Genomic DNA, 26040 nt, shown 5'->3' on the forward strand with positions numbered 1-26040 from the left:
GGTTCTCCACCGTCTCGCTGGGGCGCAGTTTCATGCGCTCGTCATCCCTGAGGATCAACATGCCGTCGCGTTCCACCACCGGCCGTTCCTGGCGAAATAGAGCTCCTCGCCGCGGAAAAAAGGACAGGTTTAGGATCGGCGTCCGGCGGCCCCCATCCGCGCGGTCGGTCGCGCGATGCAATCCGAAAGCCGGGTCTGTGCCGAGCGATGCGATCTGGTCCCTGATGGACATGGTCGTCTCCAAGCCAATCACCGGCTCTTCATAATCCTCGTCCTCGACGCTGTCTTCTCACGATCTGCGCTTCCGCGGATCAGGCAAGAGGACTCTGGATCATTATACCGCAGGGGGCGCGTCCATGAAATGGTCCAATCAATGGGTCAGGTTCGCCTGAAGCTGCAACAGGGCCATGATGATCGAGCACAAAACGTCATCAGCACCGGCGCGTACTTCGGCGTTGGCGAGGCCACGGCAGGGTCGGGCCACAATGCTGCCAGCTACCAAGTGAGCTCATCTCCCGCTGGGCCCAATGTGACCCGTTACGGGTCAATACGCTTGGCACCGCAATTGCGTGGATACGTGTGTGGGCTGGGGCGAGGGCCCGTCGCTTCGCAAATGGGGCGGCGGGCCTTTGAACGAACGGGTTTGAGTCGAGCGGCCCGGCATCCCTTGTTGGGATGGGGCTAGGACACCGGGCCTAACCGACGGGGCAGTTTGTGAGAAACGGCGCCGGGGCTGGGGACTATATGCGCTTATGCTGAATAGGCGCAAAGCATACGAAAGAAGTACGAGTGCAACAATCGGGGGGACAACCGGGTGACGACCGCCGCCGTGACCATATGCGAGAAGCCGCACTGGTGCTGATTAAAGCAGAGTGGGAGTAGGAGGGGCGGCTGCGACAGCGTAGGAATAAGGCTTCTCGTTTCCCGCTTTCCACGGCGCCAGAATGCCATACGGCTTTTTGTACTCCTTCTGGACGTTTTGCTGATTTGGCACATCGCTGCGCCGACCGCCTTCGGGTTGTCATAGCTAACGCTTGTCGTTTCGCGGCTTGCCACTATGGCTCCAGCGGGTTCAAAAAGAGGACACCGGCGTGCTTCGTCGATCGGCTGGAGCTCATCTGCTTGGTCTTATCGCCGCAGCGGTTCTGCCGGTCTGGCTGTTCGCGGCATATTTGCTCGTCCAGTATGCAGTGCAACAGCAAGCTCGCTTCGAACAGGATGCCTTGCAGACGGCACGACAAGTCTCGCTGCTGGTCGAGGCGGAACTGATCAACCTGCAGAGGATTCTTGACGGTCTCTCCAAATCGGCCACTCTCGCAAACGGCGATCTGAAATCGTTTCACGATGAGGCTGGTCGCCTTGTGCAAGGCATGGATCAGGTGATCGCGTTGAACGATGCCGATCACAATCAGCTGGCGACCACCGGCATCGCGCAAGGTGGAAATTCGCCACTCGTGGAACCGACAACGGCTGAAGACAGTGAAAAGCTGAAGTCCACTGGTGTCTTGGTCAGCAATGTCTTTGTGGGCCAGCAGTCGGGGGGCTATCGCGTTGCTGTTACAAGGCGAGTGCTCGGACCCAAGAATGAAGAGTGGCTTCTTTCGATCTCGGTTCCGAGTGCGCGCATTCGCGACGTCATGCTACCGGCCGTGCCGGCAGGCTGGACGGTCGGCATCGGCGTTCGCGGCGGCAATTATATTGCGCGGTCCACGCAGCACGAGAACATGACTGGCAAGCCAGGACTGGCCGAATATGTCGACAAAATCATCGGCCTGACCGGCAACTTCAAATCTCGTGATTTCGAGGGAACGACGCTGCTGGCAGGATATTATCGGTCGACCTACTCCGGTACTTTCGGGTATATTAGCTAGCTAAGATATAATTACCAAATTGTTAACCAGGGTTAATGCGTCTTTTCCACAGCATCGTAGTATGCCCTCCAGGTTGGGTTACCTCCATAGGGCGGGGAAGCCATACGTCCGTGCGTTGGGGCGGCGTATGCCCTACTCCTTGAATCCAATCTTCAGTCAACATCTAGTCAGCCTGACGGACGATGAGCGTATCAGTTCACGCCTTTGACATGCTTTGCGAGGGAGCCAAACCAAAAAGGATAAAAGCAAGTCAGCGCGATGGAGAGGAGTAGGTAAAGCGATGGCAAATCCCCAAATTTCCGATTTTTGGAACGACGCAACAAGACCGGTACACAATGGACATCTGCCGGACGCGAATGGTCTTGGCAGGTCCGATCTCGACGAAGGACGTCCAAGCGAAGGCTTTGTCATGATCGTCGACAAGCGAGCGCTTGAGCGTGAATGCCTTGCGCGCGGCCTTATCGAACACAATCCCAACTTGCGCGTTAGCGCGGTAGGATCGCTTGACGAAATCCAGCACATTGCCGGGGACGAGGAGCCATCTGCGATCCTCGTAATTCTTGGCGCCAGAAAGGTCACGGACCAGAGTGTTCGGGCGGAACTTGCGCACTTCATTTCCGAGTTTGGCACCGTACCTGTAATCGTCGTGGTGGATTCCGACGAGCCGGGGGAGATTCTCGCGGCTCTCGAATGCGGCGCCCGAGGCTACATTCCTACGACCGTGAAGGTGAAGGTCGCTGCCGAGGCCATTGGTCTCGCTCGTGCCGGAGGGATCTTTGTACCCGCCAGCTGCGTGCTGGCGCTTCGAGAGGTCATCCACTCGACCGCAAACGGTGCCCGTCCGCTCACCGGCATGTTCACCACACGCGAGGCTGCGGTTGTGGAGGCACTGAGGACAGGCAAGGCGAACAAGATAATTGCCTACGAACTCAACCTCTGCGAGAGCACCGTCAAGGTCCACATCCGAAATATCATGAAAAAGCTCAAGGCTACGAACCGCACCGAAGTAGCGTACAAGCTTAGACAAATGTTGCTTTGAGGCTGCCTCGATCGGTCTTTGCCTGGACGGCTCTGGGCAATGTAACTGCCGGGTGCGTTAAGGGAGGGACCACAGGTTCGCCGTTCCGATCTAAGGTTCCGAAGGTCGATGGCCTCGTCTGAGCGTTTCGCGACAACGGGCACGCTCAGCGTGTGTTTAAGCATGTTCCCAGCCAACCGTCGCGGACCCTGCCCTCACGAGAAATCCAACGCTGCTGTCCCCTCCAAGCTCTGCGCCCCGATATGCGGCTTCGGCGGCCTTCAGTCCTCCCGTCACTCTGCGGACCATTGGAGCCGGTCCGAGTACGTCAAGGGGAAGGCCTAGCTGACCACTGGTGGGCCGCTTCAGTGGCCAGATCCTGAGGCCGAAATAGCTGGCGGCCGAGCGATCGATCCCGCCGCTGAACTGCACCAGCAGCGCTTGGCGAGAGTTCCGGGCAATCCGGCCCAGGCTATTAATGTTCATTGGTGGCTTGTCGGACGGCCTCATCGCGACCACGATCACATCCCATGCATCGTCGGTCAGGAGCATGGGGTGCGAAAAGACACTTACTGTGGCCCCGCTCTCGCGCAGCGTTCGCTCAAGGGACGGCGCACAGGGCGTGTCACAGACGATGGCGAGCCGGGCGGCACGTGGATCGACACCGGCATCGCCGAGCAAGATGCAGCATAACCGCGCGAATTCCGGCAGCAGATTTATGGCTGGGTGGCTGAGATTGGGGGCCGCAACTTTGATGCCGGCCTCGTCACAGGCGTCGAAGTCTACAACGCCCGGCCGAAGCTCCCATGGTTCAGCCATTAGCGAAACAACCGCATCCGAGGGTAAGAGTTCGATAAGCGATCTCGAAATTGGCCCGACCTGGAGACAGTTCGTGACGAGGTCGACGTCCTGCCATTTGCGGCTGCCGATGCGGTTTGTCGCTTCAACGCGTTCGGAGACCTTAGCGTGTTTGGCAAATGCCAACGTCGCGTCTGCGATGGCCACCAGGCTCGGATGTCTGGAGGATATGCGGGTGAGCGCAACGACATGGCTGGCATTGGCAAGCGCCGCCACTGTAGCAGTCACGGCTTGGTATCCTGTCGTAGCGCCAACGACGACCGTGAGGCCGGAGAGATCGAGATCAAGCAAGGCTATCGTGTCGCGGCCCAGCCCCAACTCTGACGGCGGCCTCGGCGCTCACCTGGGGCCCACTAATGCCCTTCACGCAGGCGGTTATTGTCATCTTCACCGGCAGTGACGAAGGTCCTGTGGTCGGCGCGATATTGTAGCGCGGCTCCTCATTGCGGCCGGTCTCGGCTGGCGCCGTCAGCCGATAGAGGCGGTGGATTTCCGACCAGCTCTCTCGTGTAGCGGCCGCAAGTGTCTTCCCCAATTGCACAGGATCTCGGGAACACTGAGCGGGCTAAGGCCAAGGATGCGTTTGTACTGATCCGTGCGACGCCAGACACCGCGTATTTTGCCATTCTCTTGGTCGCGTTTCGGGTCGAACGCCTAGCCAACGAAATGGTCTCGGAAAGCCTTGGCCGCATTGCCTTTCGCGACCGGTGGTTGGCAACAGGTGGCAACAGGGCCACGCCTTGTTCAAGGAAGTTGCGCGTTATCGCGGAGGCTTGATGGCATTGAACCCAGGATCTGATGGATTACAATCCCAATGTCACCGGGCAAGGCTAGCGGGCATCGGTGATTGAGAGCTGGTTGCACTCCCGTCCTTAGATGGGAGGTTAGCATCATGGACCAGGATCTTGAAGGTTGCCGCGTGTCGGCGCTCGATAGCGACATCCTGCGAGCACTTTCCATAAAGTCTGGCGGCGCTCCAAACGCCGCGCTGTGTCGATGGGATGGCAAGGGCAGCACGTTCTGACCGACCTACATATGGTGATACCCCGCAGTGGAACATTACGAGCCGCTAAAGGTTGTTGCTTAGCGGTAGAGTGGCCCTCTCCATCCCCCTGCCGAAGATCGGGGCATTACCCTTGATCGGCCCGCGCTCTCCGCCAGAGGCGCGGGCTCAAGGGGAAGCGGGATCCTTTTCGAAAAGCCTTGCTGCGCACGACTACCGGTCGCAGTGTTGCTCGCGGCCGGCCGCTGGTGGGTTGGTGGATCATCTTTGGATGAGCACCCGCAGGATCAACTTCCTCGCCAAACGGATGGCCGAGAACTTGACTGATCCCGCCCACGCCAAGAGATAGGCCAGCCAAGCCTCCGTCCCCGGGTGTCCTTGCGGGGGGCTACAGCCGCCGCGCCTCGGGGACGCCAGCCATCAAGGACGTCCGTCAGTGTGGCGCCCGGCGCCACGAGTGCGATTCCAAGCGCTCTTCACCAACATTCGAGCGGGATCGCCTGCGTCAGCCACCTCCGAACCCATCCAGCCGAGGAGCGTCGCGCGGTCGGTCGCAGCCACCATGCTGGTCACAGCCCGACCATTTCTAAAGGATAGCGCCTGGACGACGCCGCCTTGCAAAATGGGGCGGGAGATCTGGGTTGTCTCCTCGCGTTGCGGAACATTAGGCGTTTAACGAAGTTTGGTTGGATGGCTCGCTCTTGATGCCTTCGGGAGGAAGCTATGGTTCATGTCACGCCTTCGCTTCATGTCTGTCGCCCCCGGGCACTGCAATATGACAGTCGTCGGCAGCTATCCCTTTCATCCGTTTTTATGCTGATGAGAGCGCAATGAACGTCAGCAGCGAAGCGACGAAATCTTTTTGGGCGCTCGACGCCAGCTTGCCCACCGCTCCCCGTCTCGAGCAAAACGAAGAATGCGACGTGGCCGTGATTGGGGCTGGCATCGCCGGGATTTCGGTTGCCTATGAACTGGCACTGGCGGGACGCAAAGTGGTGCTCGTGGATCGTGGACCCTTGCTCGGCGGCATGACATCGCGCACGACCGCCCATCTGGCGCCCATCTGCGACGACGGCTTGAGCGCGCTGGTCGGTTTGCGTGGCGAGGCTGTGGCGCGCGGGTTTCAGGCAAGCCAGCAAGCTGCGGTCGACCGGATCGAACAGCATATCGCAAGGCTGGAAATTGACTGCGATTTCCGGCGACTGGAGGGGTTCCTTTTCCCGGCCGCATGGATGGACGAGAAGGAGGCCGCCAGACGATGCAACGAGGAATATGCGGCCGCGGCAAAGACGGGCGTCGAAGTCGAGCATGGCAAGGGCGTGCCGCTCAAGGGTCATGAATCGGCGCCCGTCCTGCGCTATCCAGGCCAGGCCACCTTCCACCCGCTGAAGTACCTCCGCGCCCTCCTTGCTGATTTCGGGAAGCGAGGCGGCAAGGCATTCGCCGACAGCGCCGTCGTCGAAATCAAGGAGGGGAACCCAGTTCGCCTCAAATGCGACAGCGGCTCAACCATCATGGCTTTGAATGCGGTGTTTGCAACCAACTCTCCGATCAACACTTGGGTCAAGATCCACAGCAAGATGGCGCCCTATCGGACCTATGCGATGGCTTTTGACATCGCCAGGGGAATTCTCCCGGACGCGCTCTACTGGGATATGGACGACCCCTACTATTACGTCCGCCTCAATCGCGGGTCTGGTGAGACCGACTGTCTCATCGCGGGCGGTCGCGATCACAAATCGGGCGAAGCAGACGATGGCGACGCACGCTTTGCGGCGCTCGAAGCCTGGATCAGAGCGTTGGTGCCCGACCTTGGCGGAGAAAGAGCGAGATGGTCAGGTCAGGTTCTCGAAACAATTGATTACTGTGGCTTCATCGGCCGCAGTCCCGGCAACGGCAACGTCTTCATCGCCACCGGCGACTCCGGCCAGGGCATGACGCATGGTGCATTGGCCGGACGCCTGATCCGCGATCTGATCGTCGACGGATCGAACCCCTGGGAAGCCGTCTATGCTCCCGACCGGACGCCGCCCGCTGCCTTCACGCGTTACGTCAATGAGAACCTCACGACGGTGAAGAACCTCGCCGGTTACTTGCTACCCGGCCAGATCAAATCGGCCGAGGATCTCAAACCCGGCGAAGGCGGCGTCCTTCATGACGGCTTGAGCAAACTCGCCGTGTGCCGCGACCGCGACGGCAAGCTGCACAGGCGGTCGGCCAGTTGCACGCATCTCGGCTGCATCGTGCACTGGAATTCCACCGAGCAATGCTGGGATTGCCCCTGCCATGGCTCGCAGTTCGCGCCGGACGGGACGGTACTTAACGGTCCAGCGATCCGAGGTCTAGTTCAGCCGAAGTCATAATGCCAAACGTCAGAGGCGGATCAGCCAGACGACATAAGCCAGCTTCTTTGTGGGTGCTCTTTTTTGCTGGTTTGTGTGGACAAGCCGTGTTTCGCCTATTTGGTCCTGGCCAATCGGGGCTGCCATCTTGGCCGCCCTTGTGAGAGCGGATGGAAGAGAAGCTGGCGCCTTCGCTCGCATCTCGGCCGTTTGTCGAGCGCGTTTCCTGAGGAAGTGATTAGCAGCGCTGCCATGCCGCTTCTCCCCGATCGCCGCCACCAGGCCGGCATGGTCGTCGGACATGACCAGTTTGACGCCCCTGAGGCCACGCGCCTTCAAACCGACGAGGAAGTCCTTCCAGGCCGAGCGGCTCTCGCGATTGGCCATCTCCACGGCCAGGATCTGGCGCCTTCCGTCCCGGTCGATGCCGACAGCGATCAGCACCGCTGGCTCATGACAATGCCGTCTTCGTGCATCATATCCGGTCATATCCGGCATCGAGGATGAAGTGGGCAAACGGCTCTTGCAGCGGGCGCTCGGCAAACGCCTTCAGGCTCGTCCATGCGCTTGCTGATGTCGGGACCGTCATCCCAGGCAGATGCACGCCCGGCCCCGGCCGGCGGGCGCCTCCTCCGCATTCATTACCGGCACCGAACTGTAGGACCTAAGTCGCGAGGTCAGACCAACGATGCAAGCCGCCGGAAAGTCCAGAAGCTCAAAAAGGAACCTTTCACCGAGCTCCCTTGTTTGAGGGGAGAAGGGAGATTGCTTCTAATAGGAGATGAATGATGAAACAACTTCTTCTCGCTTCTGCTTCTTTCCACCGGTCTTGGGATCGCCGGCTGGACTAGCACGACTTCGGGTGGATCCTCTTCAATAAACACAACTACCACCGTGCCGACGGATCAGAACACTGACGCGACCACGACCAAGTCGACTAACTCCAACTCCGCGAAGGACTGTGCACCCGGGCAGCAGACCGGCAGCGCTAAGCAGGCAGCTCCTGGTCAGCAAGATACGGCGGCCAAATCCGCAGCTCCTGGGCAGGTAAAAAAAACTGCGGAAGGTTGCTAGCTTTCCTAAGGCGGGAGCGTCCTGGTTAGTCCGTCGGAAACTTTCGCCCGCTGGCCTCGACCGGCGGGCTTTTTTGTTTGCGCTCGGAACTTCGCTGACCTTGGCTTATTGAAGCTGATGCGGCAGGTTTTCATCGGGCTCTGCTGCTGACTGAGAGTCCTCCTCGGTCGGCCCGTGTCCTGCAACAGGGCGCGGGCCACTGGCAGGCTGAGACAACGCTTCGGCGGGGCGGAAGAGCAGCGAGCGGGAACGCGCTGGCGAGGCTGTTTAGAGATTGATCTTTTTTGTGCTCTCGACGAAAGCCTTCGGGTGATAACTGTTCGAGCCTGTGTTTCTCACCGCAATAGCGAGCCGTAGGAATCGCTGTGGGGGACAGCACGACCTCTATTTCGTCGCGTTCGATCTGCTCCACCACAACGGCCACGATCTACGTGACATGGCGCTGGAGGAAGCGCCGCGAGATCCTGGCAAGCATGATCGAACCCGGCGGAGCCTCCAGGTTCAGCGAGCCGCTGCGGGCGAACAAGGCCATCTATCACCTTGTCGACCAAGCTTGGCTTGAGGGCGTGATCTCGAAGCGCCGGGAAAGCAAGTGCCGCAGCGGTCCGTCGACCAACTGGCTCAAGGCAAAATGCTATTCGATCGACGAATTTGTGCTGCTCGGCGTCGAGCGTGAGGCCGGCAAACCGGCTTTCGCGCTGGTGGCCGAGCGCGACACTGGACGCTATGTCGGCAGCGCTTTCGTGACACTGAACCGAGAAATGCGCGAACGGCTCTGGAAGCGCGTCAAGGACCATCCCGGCACCGCGCCAAAGCGCATGAAGCGGCCGGCGACGCTATGGGTTCAGCGGGAGCTGATCGGCTGCGTCAAGCATCTCGCGGCGAGGAAGATCCGCGACACGCTTCGCGCTGCAAGATTTCCGGAGGATGACGACAACGGCTGGACCAATGATTTCGCAACTTGCACGGCAATGTCCGCTGCTGCCGACCGGCCAATTAGATGATGGTCTATGGCGGCGGCATCGATCCGCAGACGTTGAAGTTCGACTGCAGCCGCTGCAAGCCCCAGACCAAGATCAAGTGCCTGATGCGACCGGCCTATCCCGAGAGCTTATTTGTCGGGTGCTTTTGATCGCGACATACGGGACTTGGATATGCTTCGCTGGCAGCAAATCGGCTTCCACCCGCCCAAAGGGCGTCATTGTAGCGCTGCTTTCAATGTTCCTCGGGCTAAGCGCGTGGGGCGGATACCTGTCGCTGAGGAGCAGGATCATGTAGCCCCGGCGCCCCACTTGTGATGATGCAACCGGTCGACCAACTGTGTCGTGGAACCTATTCGCTTGCCGCACGCTTTGACTCGGTGTCAGGAGTGTGCCGTGAGTTTCAAAGCCGCGGGTGGTAGGCTCTCGTTCGTTGAGTTTCAGTCGCCCACGCTGGTCGCGAATGCACCCGGGGGCGGCAATTGGATTCATGAGATCAAGTACGATGGCTACCGCACCGAGCTGATCATTGAGAACCGCACAGCGCGAGCATTCACGCGCCGGGGCTACGACTGGTCGCATCGATACCGACGAATTGTTCAAGCAGCTGCGGGCTTGCCGGTGAAGACCGCGATCATTGATGGGGAGGCTGTCGTTCTCGGCGACACTGGACTGCCGGATTACCAAGCTCTGGAAAGGGAGTTGGCCAATCCAGACTCGGCGAGGCTCATCTTCTACGCATTCGACCTGCTGCACCTTAACGGGCGCGATCTTCGGCAACAGCCGCTGGTGAAGCGCAAGGCAGCGCTGGAGAAGCTGCTGGAGAACACCGCCCCGACACTGACCTATGCCGAACATCTGGAGGTGAGTGGCAAAGACGTGTTTCACCATGCCTGCCGGATGGGGTTGGAGGGGATCGTATCCAAGCGCGTTGATGGCACCTATCGTTCGGGCGTTCAGACCAGTTGGCTCAAGGTGAAGTGCGTCAAGAGCGACACCTTTCCCATCGTTGCATTTGTCGAGAAACTTGGCGCTCACCCGCGCCGCATCGCATCGCTCTATATCGGGCGTCGCGAGGGCGACCGACTGCTCTATGCGGGGAAGGCGAGAAGCGGGTACACCTTGAGCGCTGCGCAATCTGTTCGAGAGCGGCTTGACCCGCTGATCATCAGCAAGTCGCCTTTGTCAGAGCCCATTGTGAAACCCAAGGCAACTTGGGTGAGCCCGGACGTTCTGGCCGAGGTGCAATTCAGCGGCGTCACTGATCGTGGCGTGCTGCGCGAGGCAGTGTTCAAGGGGCTGCGCGAAGACCTCGTGCCCATCCCGGCCAAGCCTCCAGCTCCATCAAAGCGACGTGGGCCAACCCCGAAGCATGGCGTTCCAAGCCACAACATTCTGCAATTGCTGCCTGACGCTGTCTCGCCCTCCAAGGACGAGCTTGGGCGGTACTGGGAGAGGGTTGCGGATCATGCCCTGGTCCATCTCGGTCACAGACCGCTAAAGCTGGTCCGCCATGCACTCGGCGCGACCTTCTACCACAAGGGCGCGTTGCCGAAGATTCCGGCCGCGGTGCATCAGTTAAGGGTCCAGAAGCGTGAGGGCGGCGAAGGTGTGCGCGTGTGGGTGGACGACCTTGCTGGCTTGCTGGGGTTGGTCGAGATGGATGCTGTAGAACTGCATCCGTGGAACGCCACTGTTGATGACATCGAGCATGCTGACCGCATCGTTCTGGACCTGGATCCCGGCGAGGGCGTCGAGTGGGGTGAAGTGATCGAGACCGCGCTGGCGCTCCGCGGCATCATGGAAGCGGAAGGTTTGGAGAGTTGGCCGAAGGTGACCGGTGGCAAGGGCATTCACCTGATGGCCCCGCTCGGGGCGAAGATCACGCACGACAATGCCCGGCTCCTTGCCCGGTCTTTCGCCAAGCGGCTCGCTGAAGGTCATCCGGACCGTTACCTGCTGTCCGCCGCGCCGGCAGCCCGAAGGGGCCGCATCTTCATTGACTATCTTCGCAATGGGCGCGGCAACACTGCGGTCGGCGCCTTTTCGCCACGGGCGCGGCCCGGCTTCCCAATCGCCCATCCGGTGACCTGGAGCCAAGTTGAGGAATGTATCCGCCCAGATGCCTTTACGATCGACCGTCCGTTCAGGGCAGTTGCCAGAAGGGCGGCGTGAGCCACAGGGATGAAAGGACGGATCGGGAACTGGACAGCGGCACCTAGGAGGCTTCGTCGGACTGTCCTTCTTGTTCTTCTTATGAGGAGGGTCGTATCGGACGCAATCATGCGCCGGTTCGCAGCCGACATCTGCCCTGATTGATAATGCTCGGCCATTATTGGGAACTGCCCCACACCTAAGCGCCAAACGCTTTCGAGGTATGGTTCCCATGAGAGGTCACCGTCCGGCTAGCCCTTCCGATCGCCTTGGCCCGGAAAATCAAGCGTCCCCTCACATGCTCTGATGGCTGAGCAATACATCAGTGAGTCTCGGTGGGTAATGTGAGGATAAGGCGCCGCCCGTTGAGCCGACGGGCCAGAGTTCGCAGTTCCGGTGCTTCTTCCAAAATTGATGATAGGAGGTTTGAGGAAAGAGCGTGCACAAGCTGCGTTGGCAGTTTGAGAATTCGCCGATATGCCGCACAACGGTAAATGCAACGCTGGGCCGGCAGGCACGTCTGACCAAATGTCAGGTCGCAGGAGGACAAGCAGCCGTGACGCAAAAGGGGATCACTCTCAAAGACGTAGCCGCCGCGGCCAACGTGTCGCGCGCCACGGCAGCGCGGGCGCTCAACAGTTATGGTTACGTCGGCGACGAGACGGCGGTGCGCGTGCTGGAGGCCGCCGAAAAGCTGGGCTATCGAGCGAACCTCGTCGCCCAGGCGTTGCGCAGCGGACAGTTGCCGATCGTCGGCTTCGTGCCGGGCGATATCCAAAACCCTTTCTTCGCTCGAATCGCCCACGACATTGAAGTGGAACTGCGCAAGCACCGCCACAATCTGCTGATCGCCAGCAGTGAGGAAGATGTCGAACAGGAAAAAGAATTGCTCCAAAGCCTGCGATCTCTCAGGATTCGGGGTTTTATCCTAGCGCCAACTTCAGCAACTGACAGCAATCACATCGTGCAGTTGGCGCAAGAAGGGGCGCCGATCGTGTTGATCGACCGCGTCGTCAAGGACCTGCAATGCGACAGCGTCGTCGTTGACAATGAGGGTGGTGCGCGCGAGGCGGTGGATTATCTCGTTGGCAATGGTCACGACCGGATTGGTCTTCTGCGGGACGAGTCGCGCATCTTCACCGCACAGGAACGCTTGGCTGGCTATCAAAACTCGCTCCAGTCGCACGGGATTGCGATCGATGAATCGTTCATCGGGGTGTCGCGCTCGACGGTCGAGCACGCCGTCGAAGCCACCATCCGCCTGTTCAGCCGACGCAATCGGCCAACGGCCCTGTTCACGGTGGACAGTCTTATGACGCAAGGTGCTCTTCTTGGCCTGCGTTCCATGGGGCTCTCGATTCCGCACGACGTGTCGCTGGTTGGATTTGATGACTTCAATCTCGCCACGTTCACCGACCCGCAGATAACGGTCGTGGCGCAGCCCATCTCCGAGATCGGACCGCTCGCGGCCAGGTATCTGCTCGAGCGGCTCGCCGGCAAGAAAGTTGCCCCGCGCCGCACCCGATTCCAAACCCGCTTAATCGTGCGCGGCTCGGTTACTCAGCCCATCATGCCCTGAGAGCGGACTCCGCTATTCCAGAAAATTTCTGGCTAGAGGACTTGCCATTGGCGGAATTGCGTGCCCATTATCCGCGTGTGAGATCGATCTCACATTAGCAGAGAAACAAAGTGGGACGGCGCGCTGGCGAGGCAGAGGCCTGCCACATGCGAGTACAAGGAAAACTACATGCTGAACTTCGATAGGGACCGCTTCATAAAAATCCAAAGCGGGGCTGTTTCAATCGCCGGTGAGGCTCGCTCGCTTATACGGACGCTGCTTGCGGAAGGCGTCGAGCGGCTGTTTTTCATGGGTACCGGCGGTGTGCAGCTTCTGACCCTACCCGCAATCGAGCTGGCGCAGCGTTACACCACCTTCCCGATGAGCGCCGCATATCCGGCCCAGGTCGTTCTCGATCCGCCGGCTGGTCTCGACAGCAAGGCTGCGGTCGTCATCCCGTCGTTGTCGGGTACGACCAAGGAAGGCGTCGAGCTCATGGCTTTCCTGAAAAAGCGGGGCGTGCGTACGATCTCACTCACAGGCCACTCGGACACGCCGATCGCGCGGGAGGCTGATCACAATTTCACGAATTTTGCCGAAGACGACACGTCATCGGAAATGTTTTACCTGCAGACGCTGCTGATCGTTCTGGCGTTGCTGGCTGAACGCGGCGAATACGAAGGCTTCGACGCGGCTGTCGCCGAACTCAAGCTGTTGCCGGGCCTGCTTGCCGATGCGAAGGCTGCCTTCGAGGACAAGGCGGCTGAACTGGCCGCGACGATCAAGGACGAGACCTATCACATTTTCACCGGCGCTGGCTCGGTTTGGCCGCAAGCCAACTACTACGCCATGTGCATCCTCGAAGAGATGCAGTGGATCCGCACCCGCCCGGTGCACGCCGCGGACTTCTTCCACGGCACGCTCGAACTGGTCGAGCCGGGCGTCAGCGTCTTCGTGTTCAAGGGCGAGGACGCTCTTCGCCCGTTGGCCGACCGGGTCGAGAACTTTGCCAGACGCTACACGGACCGTGTTCGTACCCTCGATGCAGCCTCGGTAAAATTGCCGGGCATCTCCGCCCACGTGCGGAGCATGATCTCGCCGGTCCTGCTCGCCACCTTGCTTGAGCGGCTGAGCGCGCATCTCGAGGTGCTGCGCAACCACCCGCTGACGACACGTCGCTACTACAAACGCGTTGAATATTGATCCCTCTCACATCCCAAGGAGCTGTTTATGAAACGTTCGCTGCAAGTCGTGGCGGTCACGGTGGCCGCGGTATCATCGTTGGGGTGGTCTATGAGCGCCAGTTCAGCCGCTTCGACGACCGTCGCGGCCGACCCCAATGCCAAGGTCGAATATAGCGGCACGCTGTCGATCCTGACCAAGTTCGGGCTGCAGCAGCTGTCGCCCTATTTCGTCAACCTGGCGCAGGACTACGAAAAACTTCATCCGGGCGTGAAGGTCGAACTCATCCAGGAAAGCGACGACAGCGTAAAGGGCAAGACCAAGACGCTTGTCGCTTCGAACTCACTGCCCGATGTCTACTTCTCTTGGACGGGCAGTTGGGGTGGCAATTTCGTGCGCGGCAATCGCGCCGTTGATCTTACTCCCGTCATTGGTCCCGATACCGCGTGGGGCAAGTCGCTGTCTCCGGCGGCCGTCAAGGCGTTCGAATACAACGGCAAGTTCTATGGCATTCCGCTTTACCAGGATGCCAAGTTCATGGGCTACAACAAGCAGGTCTTCGCCAAGCTTGGCCTGAAGGCATCCGCCACTTTCGAGGAACTGCTGACCAGCTGCGACGCCATCCGCAAATCCGGCGCGACACCGATCTCGTTCGGCAACAAGGAGGCCTGGCCGGCAATCCACTTCGCGGGTCAGCTGCTCGCCTACAACGTGCCGCAGGCGACGCTGGAGCGCGACTTCGATCCGGCCACCGCCGATTACAGCGATCCAGGCTATGTCGCGGCACTCAAGCAGTTCAGTCAGCTTGTCGAGCGCTGCACCGATGGCGCCGGCGTCAACGGCACGTCCTATGCCTCGGCTCTCCAGGCCTTCACCAACGCGCAGTCGGCCATGTACTACCAGGAAATCATCGAGTTCGATCAGGCCGCCACCTCCGACTCGGCGTTGAAACCTGTCGATTTCGGATTCTTCAGACTGCCGGTGCCTGATGGCGCCAAGGGTGACCCCAACTCGATCGAGGGCGCGCCGGAGGGCTACATGATCAATGCAGCATCGAAGAACGTCCCGCTGGCGATCGATTTCATGAAGTTCGTGACCTCGAAGGAAAACGCGCAGGTGCTGTCGGCGCCGCCCTATGGCCAGCCGAGCGCCACCATCGGCGGCGCCTCGGAAAACAATATGAGCGTGGCTGTGGTTGACGGCCTCAAGGATATCAACGCGGCCTCCTACCTCATGCCTTGGCTGGATACGGCCAATCCGCCGCGTGTCGCCGCCGTCTGGCTGTCCAGCCTGCAGGCGCTGGCGGGCGGCTCAATGACGCCTGAGCAAGTGATGGACGAGGTGCGCAAAGCCGCATCCGCGGCCAAATAAAGCAGACCATGGCAAGCGCCTCGGACACAAGGGACAGCGGCGCCGACCTTCGCGGCGTCGCCAGGCCGCAAGGGCCAAAAAGCCCGCGCGTCCGCTTCGACAATCTGTTGTCGTTCCGATGGGCGGCGATTGCGCTCATCCTCATTGGCTGGTTCGTCTACTATCCGATCGTCGATAATTTCATCGTCAGCACCACCGACCAAGACATCTATACCGGCGAGGTCACCAATGTCGGCCTCGCCAATTACGGCCGGCTGCTGCATGACCCGGTCGTGCTGCTCGCGCTCTGGAACAACTGCCTCTACGCCATCATCTCCGTCATCTTCCAGGTCTTCGGCGCGTTCCTGCTCGCGGCCATCATCGAGGACTTGAGGAGCGAACGCTGGCGCCGCCTGTGGCGCGCCGTCTATTTCGTGCCATCTGCCATCTCGATCACGGTGACTGGACTGCTTTTTTATTTCATCTACCAGCCGCAGATCGGCTTGCTGGATGCGGCGCTCAGCCGTGTTGGCCTCAGCCAGCTCGTCATGCCCTGGCTCGGCAATGAGCATACCGCCATCTATGCCATCATCGCCATGAGCCAGTGGCAGGGTTTTGGCTATTCGACGCTTCTGTTTGCCATTGCCATCCAGAAGATCCCGCGCGACCTCTACGATGCCGCAACGATCGACGGCGCGGGTCCGCTTCGCCGCCTGTGGAGCATCACCTTTCCGCTGACCCGGGAAATGACGGGGTTGATGATCATCGTCACCATCACCGGCGCTTTCCAGGTGTTCAACGAAGTCATGGTGATGACCGCGGGCGGGCCCAACAACAGCAGCCAGGTGCTGGGTACATGGCTCTACCAGAAGGCCTTCATCGAGGACAGTTTCGGCTATGGCGCGGCGATCGCCGCCGTCATCTTCATATTGACCATGCTCACCGGCGCGGCCCAGCTCTGGTACACCAAGCGCCGCCGGGTGCAGCTATGAGCGCAACGGTCGCAGCCGGGCGCAGCCGGCACGTCAATGTGTGGTCGGTCATCGCCAGGACATTGCTCTATTCGTTCCTGGTCTGCCTCGGTGTCGTCGTCATCTATCCGCTGATCTGGATGGCGCTGAGCGGCTTCAAGGACAATGCGCAGATCTTCGGCGATCCCTTCGCGCTGCCTACCCATTGGTCATGGAACAATTACGCACAGGCGTGGAACCAGGGCGTGCGTGGCTACGTAACAGTCTCGGTGCTGGTAACTGTTACCTCGGCCGTATGCACCGTGCTCATCAGCGCCTGGACCGCATTTGGCCTGACCCGAACGCGAATGCCGGCAAAGCCGCTGGTCATCGCCATCGTTCTGGGCGGGCTCATGCTTAGCCCGACCGTCGCGATCATTCCTCTGGTGAAGATGCTGCAGGGGCTTGGCCTCTACAACACCTACTGGGCGCTGATCATCCTTTACACGGCGTTCCGGGTGCCGTTCACCACTTTCCTCATCCGCGCATACATGCTGGACCTGCCTGGAGATATCGATGAGGCGGCGACGATGGACGGCGCCAGCGAAGGCCAGATCTTCTGGCGCCTCACCTTGCCGCTGTGCCGGCCGATCATCATCTCCTGCGTCATCCTGCACGTCCTGTTCGCCTGGAACGAATATCTCTTCGCCATGATCTTCACGAGTGGCAGCGATGTGCAGACGTTGCCGGTTGGACTGACGTCGATCATGGCAACGCACGGGACCAACTATGCCGTGGTCTTCGCCGCCATGACGATCTCGGCCCTGCCCATCGTGATCGTGTTCTTTGCCGCGCAACGCTACTTCATCCGGGGCCTGTCCGAAGGCATCGGCAAATAACAATCCCCAAAGGAGCCTTCATGCCGCAGCTCGCTGCTCACCAGCTGATCGGAGCCAATTTCAGCTTTCAGCACTTCCCGTTCGATGAGGTCGCCAGGACGATCCGCGACTTTGGCATGCGCGAGATCGAACTGTGGGGGATTGCCCAGCATCTAGACCTGTTCCATGCCACGGACGCGCGTGTCGAATCCGTTCGCCGGGTGCTCGCCGACAACGAGCTGTCGGCTTGGTGCTTTACCCCTGAGCAGATGTTGTATCCAATCAACATCGCCGCCGGCGACGAGGCACTGCGCCAAGACAGCATCGAGCGGTTTTGCCGTGCAGCCGACATCTGCGCCCTGCTCGGTGCGCGCTATCTCTTCCTGACGCCCGGTCATGGCTATGAGAGTCACGCCCGGCAACTGGCATGGGACCGCGCGGCCGACGCGATCGGCAATATCGCCCGGCATGCCGCCGGAAACGGGGTGCGCTGCCTGCTCGAACCTTTGCAGCGGCTCGAGAGCAACATCGTCAATGATGCAGCGGGCCTGCGCCAAATGCTGAACGAGCTGGGCGCTGACAACATCGATGTCGTGCTGGACACTGTCGCCACGGCCACGGCCGGCGACACCGTGGCCGGCTATGTCGACCTGTTCGGCTCGCGGCTGGCGCATGTCCATCTTATCGACGGCACTCCAGGTGGGCATTTGGTGTGGGGGGACGGGACATTGCCGCTCAGCCACTATGTGAGCGAACTGGCGCGCCTCGGCTATGCGGGAAAGCTCACCTTCGAGCCCTTCGGCAACGGTTCCTACGCGCTGGACCCGGTAAAGGCCTGGACACGCTGTCTCAGCGCCATCGAGCCCTATCTGAAACGCGCAACGGTGCTGGCATGACCTCAAGGAAGTTTGTCGCTGTCGGCGACAATTGCCTAGACCTCTATCTGACAAACGGCTTGATGACTGTTGGCGGCAACGCCTTGAATGTTGCCGCGCAATGGCGGCGCAATGGCTGGAGCGCACGCTATTTCGGGGCCGTCGGCCAGGATTCCGAAGGCGAGGTGGTTCTTGCCGAACTGGCAGGTGTCGGCCTGTCGCGCGGCGATGTCGAACAGCGCCTCGGCGACACTGCGGTGACCTTGCTTCGGGACGAGGCTGGCGATCGGAAATTCCTGCACGAATCCTTTGGGGTTGGTGAAGATTATATGCCCTCGCCGGAGCACTATGCGATCATTGCCGCAGCCGATTGGGTGCATCTCGGCACCAATGCGAACAAGGGCTTTGTTCGCAGGTTGGTGGTGGACAACGTGCCGTTCAGCATCGACGTCTCGACGGCCCACTTGGTCCTGCCGCTCGATGGCGTGCCGTTGCTGTTTGCTTCCGGCCCTGATGACGACGATATTCCGATCGAGCCGTCGCTGTCCGCGCTCCGCGCCGCCGGTGCGCGGCAGGTGGTTTTGACTTGCGGCCGACGCGGCTCCTACTTTGACGACGGCATCGACGTCGTGCATGCGCCGGCGACGCTTGTCGATGTCGTGGATACGTGTGGCGCCGGCGACAGCTTTATTGCCACTTTCCTCGCCGGCTTCCGTTTCGGCGGCCTTGGCGCCCTGGAAGCATTGCACAAGGCGTCGGTCGCCGCGGCGCAGACCTGCACCCATCTCGGCGGGTTTCCCCAGAGACCGCGTCCCATACCCGATTGGCTACCGGCCAAATATGCCAGCTTCATTACCCACGCGCAGGGAGCCCGAGCGTGACCAAACTTCGTTTGCGGCGGCCTGCGGTGGCGCTTCCGTCCGACCGGTCGTTTTGGCTCGAGGACATCGGCGCCGACACCGCGAGCGAACCGTTGAACGGCGATGAGCGCGCCGACGTGGTGATCGTCGGTGGCGGCTACACCGGTCTGTGGACGGCGCTGCGGATCCGTGAACTGGCGCCGGAGACGCGGGTCATCATGCTTGAGGCAGATCTATGCGGTTCAGGAGCTTCAGGGCGCAACGGGGGCCAAGTCCATTCCTGGTTCGCCGAAATCGAGCAGATCAGTGCCGTCGTCGGCCTCGACGAAGCGCGACAGCTGTGCGCCGACACGGTGGAATCGATCGCGGAGCTGAAGGCGCTGCAGCAAAGCGGAATCATCGATATGGATCTGCGGTTGGACGGATGGCTGTGGACCGCGAGTTCAATTGCGCAAGAGGGCGCCTGGGAGAACGCCGTTGCCATGACGGCGGCGGTTGGAGAGAACCGTTTCAAGCCGCTGACGGCCGAGGACATTGAACGCCGCACCGGTTCATCGGCATCCTATGTCGGCGTCGTCGAGACCAATGCAGGCACAGTCCATCCCGCCAAGCTGGCCATCGGATTGCGCAAGCTGGCATTGGCCCGCGGGGTCATCATCCACGAGCGCAGCCCGGTCCTCGACATCGAGCCCGGCAGGACATGCACGGTGCGCACGGCGCACGGCGCGGTACGGGCTGAGAAAATCGTGCTTGCCGCCAACGCCTGGCTCTCGGCGCTGCCTGAACTGCGGCGACATCTTTATGTGGTCGGCAGCGAGGTGATTGCCACCGCCGCCGTCCCCGAACTGCTCGACAGCATTGGCTGGCGCAACGGCGCCTCGATCTGCGATTCGCAGGCCCAGGTGCTCTACTACCAGCGCACCATCAGTGGCAGGGTCGTCTTCGGCCGTGGCAGCGGCAACGTCGCCTTCAGCGGGAATTTCGGCGCCAGCTTCAACCGCGGTCCGGAGCATGGCCGCGACAATGTGCGAGAGCTGCATCGGGTCTACCCGTCGCTGCGTGGTGTGGCGATCGAATATGACTGGTCGGGGCCAATCGACTGCGTGCCTGAACACGTTCCCGTCTTCGACCACCTGCGCGATCATCCCAACATTTTCTACGGCATGGGATTCAACGGCACCGGCATCGCGCAGACGCCGATCGCCGGACGCATTTTGGCCAGCCTGGTGCTCGAGCGAAAGGATCGCTGGAGCGACAGCGGCCTGGTTGGCATCGAGCGGCGCATGTCGCTGCCGCCGGAGCCATTCCGCTACCTTGGCGCCAAGCTCGTGCGCGGGGCGGTCCGCCGCAAGAACGATGCCGAGATCCGCGACCGCAAGGCGGACAGGATCACCAACCTGCTGGCCGGGCTGAAGCCAGGCCACCGCAAGAAATAAGCAACGTCCACAGCGTCTTGTCCGTCACGCCATCGAGGAGGATAGGGTTGCCGATCTGCCCTTGATGTAACTCACGACCCTTCACGGCAGCCGCCGATGCGTGGCTGTAGCCGCCGATCGTCAGCGCGTGGCGCCGGCAAACAAAGCTGGGCCCGGGTTTCTTTCCCAGCGCTAAAAAGAAGCTTGATCCCTTCGTCGATATGTGTGCCTAATCCGATGTGAGATCGATCTCATGTCGCGATCTCAAATTGCCCTTCCCGACGGGAGTGCGCTTTTGGTCTGAATGAGGATGAAGAGGGAGGATTAAATGAGGAAATTGATTGCGTGGGTGGCCTTGGCTACTACCACGCTTGCGTTCGCGTCTGGGGCGTCGGCGGGTGAAACCATGGACAGGGTAACCTCGAAGAAGGCCATGGTGGTCGCCACAAACAGCGGCTGGCCGCCGCAGAGTTTCCTCGACGACAGCAATCAGTTGGTCGGCTTCGACATCGACGTCTCAAAGGAAATCGCAAGGCGCCTCGATGTCGAGGTCAGTTTCGACACGCCGGACTGGGCGACGATGACGGGCGGCCATTGGCAGGGGCGCTACGATCTGGGTGTCGGCTCGGTGACGCCGACCAAGGCGCGGGCCAAGGTGATCGATTTCGAAGGCGTCTATTATTACAGCCCCTATGTTTATGTAGTTCACAAGGACAGCCCGGCCAAAACGGTCGCCGACCTGAACGGTAAGATCATCGGCGTCGAGACCGCCACCACGTCGGAGGATTTCATCCGCCGACAGCTCGAGATCGATGCTCCCGGGCTTCCCCCCATCGAATACAAGCTGGAGCCAGGTGAGATCAGGACTTTCGCCGACTCAATGCTGCCGTTCGATGATTTGAGGTTGGGCGACGGCGTGCGCCTCAACGCGCTCATCGCACCAGAACAGACAGCTCAGAACGCGATAAAGAACAGCTATCCGTTGCGTATCCTAGAGGGCGGCTATGCCTTCCGCGAGCCACTGGTTGTGATCGCGGAAAAAGGTGATGCCGAGTGGAATGCCAAGATCGGCGGCATCCTCGACGAGATGAAGAAGGACGGCACCCTCGCGAAGCTGACCACCAAGTGGTACGGCAAGGATTACAGCGCCGACTGAGGAGTCGTCGTGGTCGAAGCTTGAGCGGGATACATTTAAATTGAACTCCCGCTCTGTTCTGTTTGTTTCGGCCGCCCCGCCTAGCCGCAAACTTCACTCATCACACCGATTATGACGTATCCTGACACCTATTACCAACGCACGCTTGCCGACAACACCATCAGACCGCCGCTAAGCGGCGTTTCCGAGTGCGAAACAGTCGTTGTCGGCGGCGGACTGGCCGGCCTGACGACGGCGTTGCAGCTGGCTCGCGCCGGCAGGCAGGTGATCGTGCTTGAGGCGCAGCGCATCGGCTTCGGCGCTTCGGGTCGCAATGGCGGCTTCGTTAACCCCGGCTTCGCCACCGGCACCGATAACATCGCCGCCATGGCAAGCGTGGACGCGGCGCAAAAACTGCACCGCCTGTCCATCGAAGGCGTCGATTTCGTGCGGCAGACGATCCGTGATCTCGACATCAAGGCGGCAGAGCCGCGCTCCGGTATATTGGGCGTGCTTCGTCACGATGGCGGCGCCGCACTCAAGGCATATGCCGAGCAACTGGCGCGCGATTTCAACTATCGGCTCGACTATCTCGAGCGCGACCAGGTGCGAGCGGTGCTGCATTCCGAGCGCTATCATCAAGGATTGCGCGATCCCAGCGCCTTCCACATGCATCCGCTCAACTATCTGCGCGCCGTTGCCAGCGAGATCGAACGGCTGGGTGGCAGAATCCACGAGAGGTCGGGGGCTGTTGAAGCCAGCCTTGACGGCGCGGAAAAGATCGTTCGCACCCACGGCGGCGACGTGCGCGCCCGCCAAGCCGTATTTGCCACCGGCGGCTATACGGGGCCACTGGTCGGTCGGCTAAAGCGAGCGTTCCTGCCGATCGCCACTTACGTCATGGTGAGCGAGGAAGCCCCTGATCTGATCGCCAAGGCGATTACGACAACCGACGCCGTTGGCGACAACCGTCGCGCTGGCGATTACTACCGCATTGTCGAAGACGGCAGACGGCTGCTCTGGGGTGGACGCATCACGACGCGGGCAGCCTCGCCGGGCGTGTTGGCGAGGCAATTGCGCCTTGAGATGGTCGCCACCTATCCGCAACTCGAACAGCTCAAGGCCGAACTCGCTTGGTCCGGGCTCATGTCTTATGCCCGCCACCTGATGCCCCAAATCGGCGTGTTGCAGCCGGGCGTCTGGTACCTCACGGCTTTTGGCGGCCATGGCATCAACACCACGGCGATCGCCGGCAAACTGATCGCCGAAGCCATACTCGGAGAATCGGACCGCTACCGGCTGTTCGCACCATTCGGGCTTGCCTGGGCGGGCGGGCCGGCTGGACTTGCGGTCGCGCAACTTACCTACTGGAAGCTGCAGGTCCAGGATTGGTGGCGCGAGCGCGCCCGCTGACCACAGGGAGATAAAGGACGTGATCGGCCGACTATTGCTTACTCACCCCGACGCGGCGCGCCGGCTTGGCGTGTTCTTCGTGCTCGCCGCCATCTCCGCCGGCCTGTATGGGTTCGGCATCAAAGCCAGTTGGCTTGGCAAGCTTGTTCCGGGGTCAGTCGAGTGGCTCGCCGCCAACCCTGAGATCGGGCGGGCGGTCTCAGCGGTGCTGATCGCACTGATCGTGGCGGCGAACTGGAACGCGCTGCGGTATCTCAGCCGCAAACCGCAGATTGTGTCGGTCTGGATAGAGCTGTTCGTGTTGTTAATGCTGTTTTTCTATTCCTTCGACCTGTCCTTCGCATTCATCGCCAAGAAGATCGGCTTCCTTGTCTCGAAGGGCGTCGTGACGACTCTCTACATTTCGGCCATTTCGATCGCCATCGCCACCCTCATCGCCTTCGTTGGCGCCATCGCCAAACTTTCCCGCAACGGCGTGGTCTATGGCTTGGCGACCTTCTATACCTCTCTGTTTCGTGGCTTGCCGCTGCTGATGCAGATCTACATTATCTATCTCGGCCTGCCGCAGATTGGCTACGTGATAGGCGCCGTGCCGGCTGGCATCATGGCGCTGTCGCTCTGCTACGGCGCGTACATGACCGAGATCTTCCGTGCCGGCATCGAAAGCATCTCGCGCGGTCAGACCGAGGGTGCTACGGCACTCGGCCTTAGCGCTAACCAGACGATGTTCCTGGTCATCCTGCCGCAGGCGATGCGCGTCATCGTGCCGCCGACTGGCAACCAGTTCATTGCGATGTTGAAGGATTCTTCGCTGGTCTCGGTGGTCGGGGTCTGGGAGATCATGTATCTCGCGCGCACGCAGGGCCAGACGGAGTTCCGCCACATCGAGATGCTCATCACCGCCTCGATGATATATTGGCTGCTCTCGATGGGGCTCGAGTTCCTGCAGTCGCGGATCGAGGATCGGTTCGGGCGCTCACTCAAGCGCTGATCGTCATCCTCCGTGATTTTCGCCAAGACGAGTTGCAGCGCACCGCTTCAGGTCGAATGAGTACCGCTGAAGCTGCTTGACCAGGACGGTCTCAACTCGGTCCTCACGGGCTCGGCCGCTTCGTCGTGGGAGTTCCGCGTCCATGTCGACGCGCCTATTACGGGTGTTCGAGAGCGTGACCGACACGTCGGGCCACCAGGGCCATCTGAGCAGCAACAAGGTTCAATCGCCGAGGGGAGGCGCCTGAACCGGCGGTACCGGCAGCATCACCGAGGCGGCCGACATGCGGGGCAGTGTCGGTGCTGCTCGAGCGGCGCTAGCAGCAAACCGTTCCAGTCGATAACGTAGGGGCGTCCAGGATGCAGCCAGCATGCACACGGTCACCGAGTATATCAGTGGCTCGCCTGAGGGCCGCCAGCGGTCGCGCGGACTTTGGATTTCCAGCACGGAATAGCCCAATTCCCGCAGCTGCCCGCTGACCTCGCGTTTTATGCGGCGCTGCGCATCACGTGTCATTAACCGATGACGTACCGAGGCAGGTGTCGGCCAGAGCGTTCGATTCGTTTTTCACCACTAACGGGGTCGGCAAAGGCACCTGCCGGGGCTTAGGTAAGTCTATGGTTTGTTCGTCCGGCGGCAGCATGAAAATCTATCCGAGCAGGGTATCGGAACCGCAGCGCGTGCTCGACAGCCAGATCGAGTCTTGGCGAGCGAGCACCCCCGCGGACGGGATCGTCATGGTTCTCGAGCATGAAGATCGTGTCTGGTTGATGGCCAAGCTGGCCCGCCAGGCTGGGCTGGTGGCGGGCAACCCCGATGGCTTTTCCATGATCCGGCGTTGGAACAATACGTCCTTTTGCAAGTTTGGATCGGCCAGCAAGGAGTAACGAAATGTCAGAATCGCGCGAATGGTTTGTGCAGTGGCTCAGGGATGCTCATGCCATGGAGGAGCAAGCCCAGACTATGCTCAACGGGCAGTTGAGCCGTATCGAAAATTATCCTGAGCTCAGCAGCCGAATCCGGCAGCACCTCGACGAGACGGTGCAGCAGGCCGCTCGGCTCAAGACCTGCCTCGACCGCATCGGGCAAGGGTCCTCCGCGCTGAAGGATGCCGGCGGCAAGCTAACGGCTATGGTGCAGTCGCTGAGCGGCATCTTCGCTGGCGACGAGGTCATGAAAGGATCGCTTGCGAGCTACACGTTCGAGCACATGGAGATTGCCTCCTATACAATTCTCATCGCCGCCGCTCGATCGCTGGGTGAGGCCGAGGTCGCACGCGTATGCGAGGAGAACCTGCGAGAAGAGGTCGCGATGGCGGACTGGTTGAAAGATCATCTCCCGTCTACGGCCGAGCAGTTCCTTGCGCGGGCCGATACGGAAAGCGAGAGCGCCAAGCGCTAGCCGTCAGGGCTTGCTCGCTACTTGGCCGCCGTAGCCGGCCCATCCCACGGGATACCCCGGCTCAGTCCGCTTGCAAACCCAGGGCGTCGTACCGGAAGGACACCTTGAGCTCTGAAACAGAGTCGCTCGAAAACAGGCTTCGGCAAGGATCCGCGTGGTCCGAACGTGAAGGTCGCTTCGGGTTCTGTTGCTGCGATGGAAAAGCAAGCCGGTCGCGGATCCGCCCTCGCCGGCGATGTAATCGGGCGGCTGTTGCGGGAAGCCAACAGGACGTCAAGGACCACATCACCCCACTTTCCCCGCGTGATCGAGCCAGGGTCGAGGACCGCGGCGCAGTGCATCGAGTATCGCGCCCTATCTCTGGTAGCTCCGACCCGCCATCACGAACGTCGTCTTCTCCGGCGTGCCCGACGGCGGCGCCCGCAAGAGGGGTGCCGTCCGACACGAGGTTGCCGATCTCGCTAAGCACTCGCAGATGTCGCGGAAAGGCGCTTCGGCAACGGCGCGCGGCCAGCCGCAATCGTCCTCACATGGACATTTTGACCGCGTCGGCACGGTTCCTTGCAGAGCAGTTTCGATAATCCGCCGATTCCCCCAGTCGAGAGATATGTGCGGCATCCAGCCACCGTTGAAGACGTCGCATCTTATCGGCAGCCCTGAGCCTACGAAAGTCCGATTTGAGGCGGACACGCCCCATGGACCGGAACGCATCCATGGACGCCTGCGGCATAC

At 60.8% G+C, this 26040-nt stretch carries 21 protein-coding genes and 2 pseudogenes; 20 read left to right on the top strand and 3 right to left on the bottom strand.

The genetic code is table 11. The features are described 5' to 3' along the window. Nucleotides 1-97, bottom strand: a pseudogene (locus NKH19_RS33590) (sulfate adenylyltransferase subunit CysD); the annotation flags it as partial. 994 nt (nucleotides 98-1091) lie between these two features. Here NKH19_RS33590 and NKH19_RS23190 point away from each other — a divergent pair. Together NKH19_RS23190 and NKH19_RS23195 are read left to right on the top strand one after the other, a co-directional pair. Next, on the top strand, nucleotides 1092-1871 hold the full coding sequence (locus tag NKH19_RS23190) for a hypothetical protein (protein ID WP_352870755.1): 780 nt from the start codon (nucleotides 1092-1094) through the stop codon (nucleotides 1869-1871). Between the two features lie 280 nt (nucleotides 1872-2151). After that, entirely contained in the window at nucleotides 2152-2910 is a 759-nt protein-coding gene (locus NKH19_RS23195) for a LuxR C-terminal-related transcriptional regulator (protein ID WP_352870756.1), read from the top strand. A 156-nt stretch (nucleotides 2911-3066) separates the two neighbouring features. Here the strand turns inward: NKH19_RS23195 and NKH19_RS23200 are convergent, their stop codons facing one another. Next, the gene (locus tag NKH19_RS23200) at nucleotides 3067-4038 is read right to left on the bottom strand and encodes a hypothetical protein (RefSeq protein ID WP_352982863.1); all 972 of its coding nucleotides are present in this window, start codon (nucleotides 4036-4038) and stop codon (nucleotides 3067-3069) included. A gap of 601 nt (nucleotides 4039-4639) precedes the next feature. Here NKH19_RS23200 and NKH19_RS23205 point away from each other — a divergent pair. Both NKH19_RS23205 and NKH19_RS23210 read left to right on the top strand, forming a co-directional pair. Next, nucleotides 4640-4771, top strand: coding sequence for a hypothetical protein (locus NKH19_RS23205; protein WP_352870758.1), 132 nt, complete (start codon nucleotides 4640-4642; stop codon nucleotides 4769-4771). Between the two features lie 809 nt (nucleotides 4772-5580). Continuing rightward, complete coding sequence (locus NKH19_RS23210) at nucleotides 5581-7113, top strand: FAD-dependent oxidoreductase (RefSeq protein WP_352870759.1); 1533 nt, start codon at nucleotides 5581-5583, stop codon at nucleotides 7111-7113. Nucleotides 7114-7292: 179 nt separating this feature from the next. Here NKH19_RS23210 and NKH19_RS23215 read toward each other — a convergent pair. After that, nucleotides 7293-7667: pseudogene (locus NKH19_RS23215) on the bottom strand (transposase); the annotation flags it as partial. Nucleotides 7668-8531: 864 nt separating this feature from the next. Between NKH19_RS23215 and NKH19_RS23220 the strand changes: the two are divergent. The 16 genes from NKH19_RS23220 to NKH19_RS23295 all read left to right on the top strand — a co-directional run bounded on the left by NKH19_RS23220 (nucleotide 8532) and on the right by NKH19_RS23295 (nucleotide 25308). Then, the gene (locus NKH19_RS23220; protein WP_352870760.1) at nucleotides 8532-9170 is read left to right on the top strand and encodes a hypothetical protein; all 639 of its coding nucleotides are present in this window, start codon (nucleotides 8532-8534) and stop codon (nucleotides 9168-9170) included. After that, complete coding sequence (locus NKH19_RS23225) at nucleotides 9167-9298, top strand: hypothetical protein (RefSeq protein WP_352870761.1); 132 nt, start codon at nucleotides 9167-9169, stop codon at nucleotides 9296-9298. Before NKH19_RS23220 ends, NKH19_RS23225 begins: the two co-directional genes overlap by 4 nt. Before the next feature lie 244 nt (nucleotides 9299-9542). Next, entirely contained in the window at nucleotides 9543-11321 is a 1779-nt protein-coding gene (gene ligD / locus NKH19_RS23230) for a DNA ligase D (RefSeq protein ID WP_502911009.1), read from the top strand. A 418-nt stretch (nucleotides 11322-11739) separates the two neighbouring features. Next, complete coding sequence (locus NKH19_RS23235) at nucleotides 11740-12879, top strand: LacI family DNA-binding transcriptional regulator (RefSeq protein ID WP_352870762.1); 1140 nt, start codon at nucleotides 11740-11742, stop codon at nucleotides 12877-12879. Between the two features lie 168 nt (nucleotides 12880-13047). Then, on the top strand, nucleotides 13048-14061 hold the full coding sequence (locus tag NKH19_RS23240) for an SIS domain-containing protein (RefSeq protein WP_352870763.1): 1014 nt from the start codon (nucleotides 13048-13050) through the stop codon (nucleotides 14059-14061). 27 nt (nucleotides 14062-14088) lie between these two features. Continuing rightward, nucleotides 14089-15411 (top strand): ABC transporter substrate-binding protein, encoded by a 1323-nt coding sequence (locus tag NKH19_RS23245; protein WP_352982867.1) that lies wholly within the window; start codon nucleotides 14089-14091, stop codon nucleotides 15409-15411. Nucleotides 15412-15419: 8 nt separating this feature from the next. After that, a complete protein-coding gene (locus NKH19_RS23250; protein ID WP_352982868.1) occupies nucleotides 15420-16382 on the top strand; it encodes a carbohydrate ABC transporter permease in 963 nt (320 codons plus the stop codon). Then, complete coding sequence (locus NKH19_RS23255; protein ID WP_352870766.1) at nucleotides 16379-17239, top strand: carbohydrate ABC transporter permease; 861 nt, start codon at nucleotides 16379-16381, stop codon at nucleotides 17237-17239. The genes NKH19_RS23250 and NKH19_RS23255 overlap by 4 nt, the downstream gene beginning before the upstream one ends. Nucleotides 17240-17259: 20 nt before the next feature. Next, complete coding sequence (locus tag NKH19_RS23260) at nucleotides 17260-18114, top strand: sugar phosphate isomerase/epimerase family protein (RefSeq protein WP_352982870.1); 855 nt, start codon at nucleotides 17260-17262, stop codon at nucleotides 18112-18114. Then, nucleotides 18111-18974: a PfkB family carbohydrate kinase gene (locus tag NKH19_RS23265; protein ID WP_352870768.1), complete on the top strand. Its 864-nt coding sequence runs from the start codon at nucleotides 18111-18113 to the stop codon at nucleotides 18972-18974. Before NKH19_RS23260 ends, NKH19_RS23265 begins: the two co-directional genes overlap by 4 nt. Beyond that, on the top strand, nucleotides 18971-20389 hold the full coding sequence (locus tag NKH19_RS23270) for an NAD(P)/FAD-dependent oxidoreductase (RefSeq protein ID WP_352870769.1): 1419 nt from the start codon (nucleotides 18971-18973) through the stop codon (nucleotides 20387-20389). The genes NKH19_RS23265 and NKH19_RS23270 overlap by 4 nt, the downstream gene beginning before the upstream one ends. 307 nt (nucleotides 20390-20696) lie before the next feature. After that, nucleotides 20697-21524: a transporter substrate-binding domain-containing protein gene (locus tag NKH19_RS23275; RefSeq protein WP_352870770.1), complete on the top strand. Its 828-nt coding sequence runs from the start codon at nucleotides 20697-20699 to the stop codon at nucleotides 21522-21524. 111 nt (nucleotides 21525-21635) lie between these two features. Continuing rightward, nucleotides 21636-22916, top strand: coding sequence for an NAD(P)/FAD-dependent oxidoreductase (locus tag NKH19_RS23280; RefSeq protein ID WP_352870771.1), 1281 nt, complete (start codon nucleotides 21636-21638; stop codon nucleotides 22914-22916). 19 nt (nucleotides 22917-22935) lie between these two features. Next, nucleotides 22936-23907 carry an amino acid ABC transporter permease gene (locus NKH19_RS23285; protein WP_352870772.1) on the top strand — a complete coding sequence of 324 codons (972 nt, stop codon included), beginning with the start codon at nucleotides 22936-22938 and terminating at the stop codon, nucleotides 23905-23907. Between the two features lie 641 nt (nucleotides 23908-24548). Continuing rightward, the gene (locus tag NKH19_RS23290; protein ID WP_352870773.1) at nucleotides 24549-24794 is read left to right on the top strand and encodes a hypothetical protein; all 246 of its coding nucleotides are present in this window, start codon (nucleotides 24549-24551) and stop codon (nucleotides 24792-24794) included. A gap of 4 nt (nucleotides 24795-24798) precedes the next feature. After that, a complete protein-coding gene (locus tag NKH19_RS23295) occupies nucleotides 24799-25308 on the top strand; it encodes a ferritin-like domain-containing protein (RefSeq protein ID WP_352870774.1) in 510 nt (169 codons plus the stop codon). Nucleotides 25309-26040 lie beyond the last annotated feature (732 nt).

It is taken from the genome of Mesorhizobium sp. M1338, from assembly GCF_040318045.1.
Taxonomy (GTDB): domain Bacteria; phylum Pseudomonadota; class Alphaproteobacteria; order Rhizobiales; family Rhizobiaceae; genus Mesorhizobium.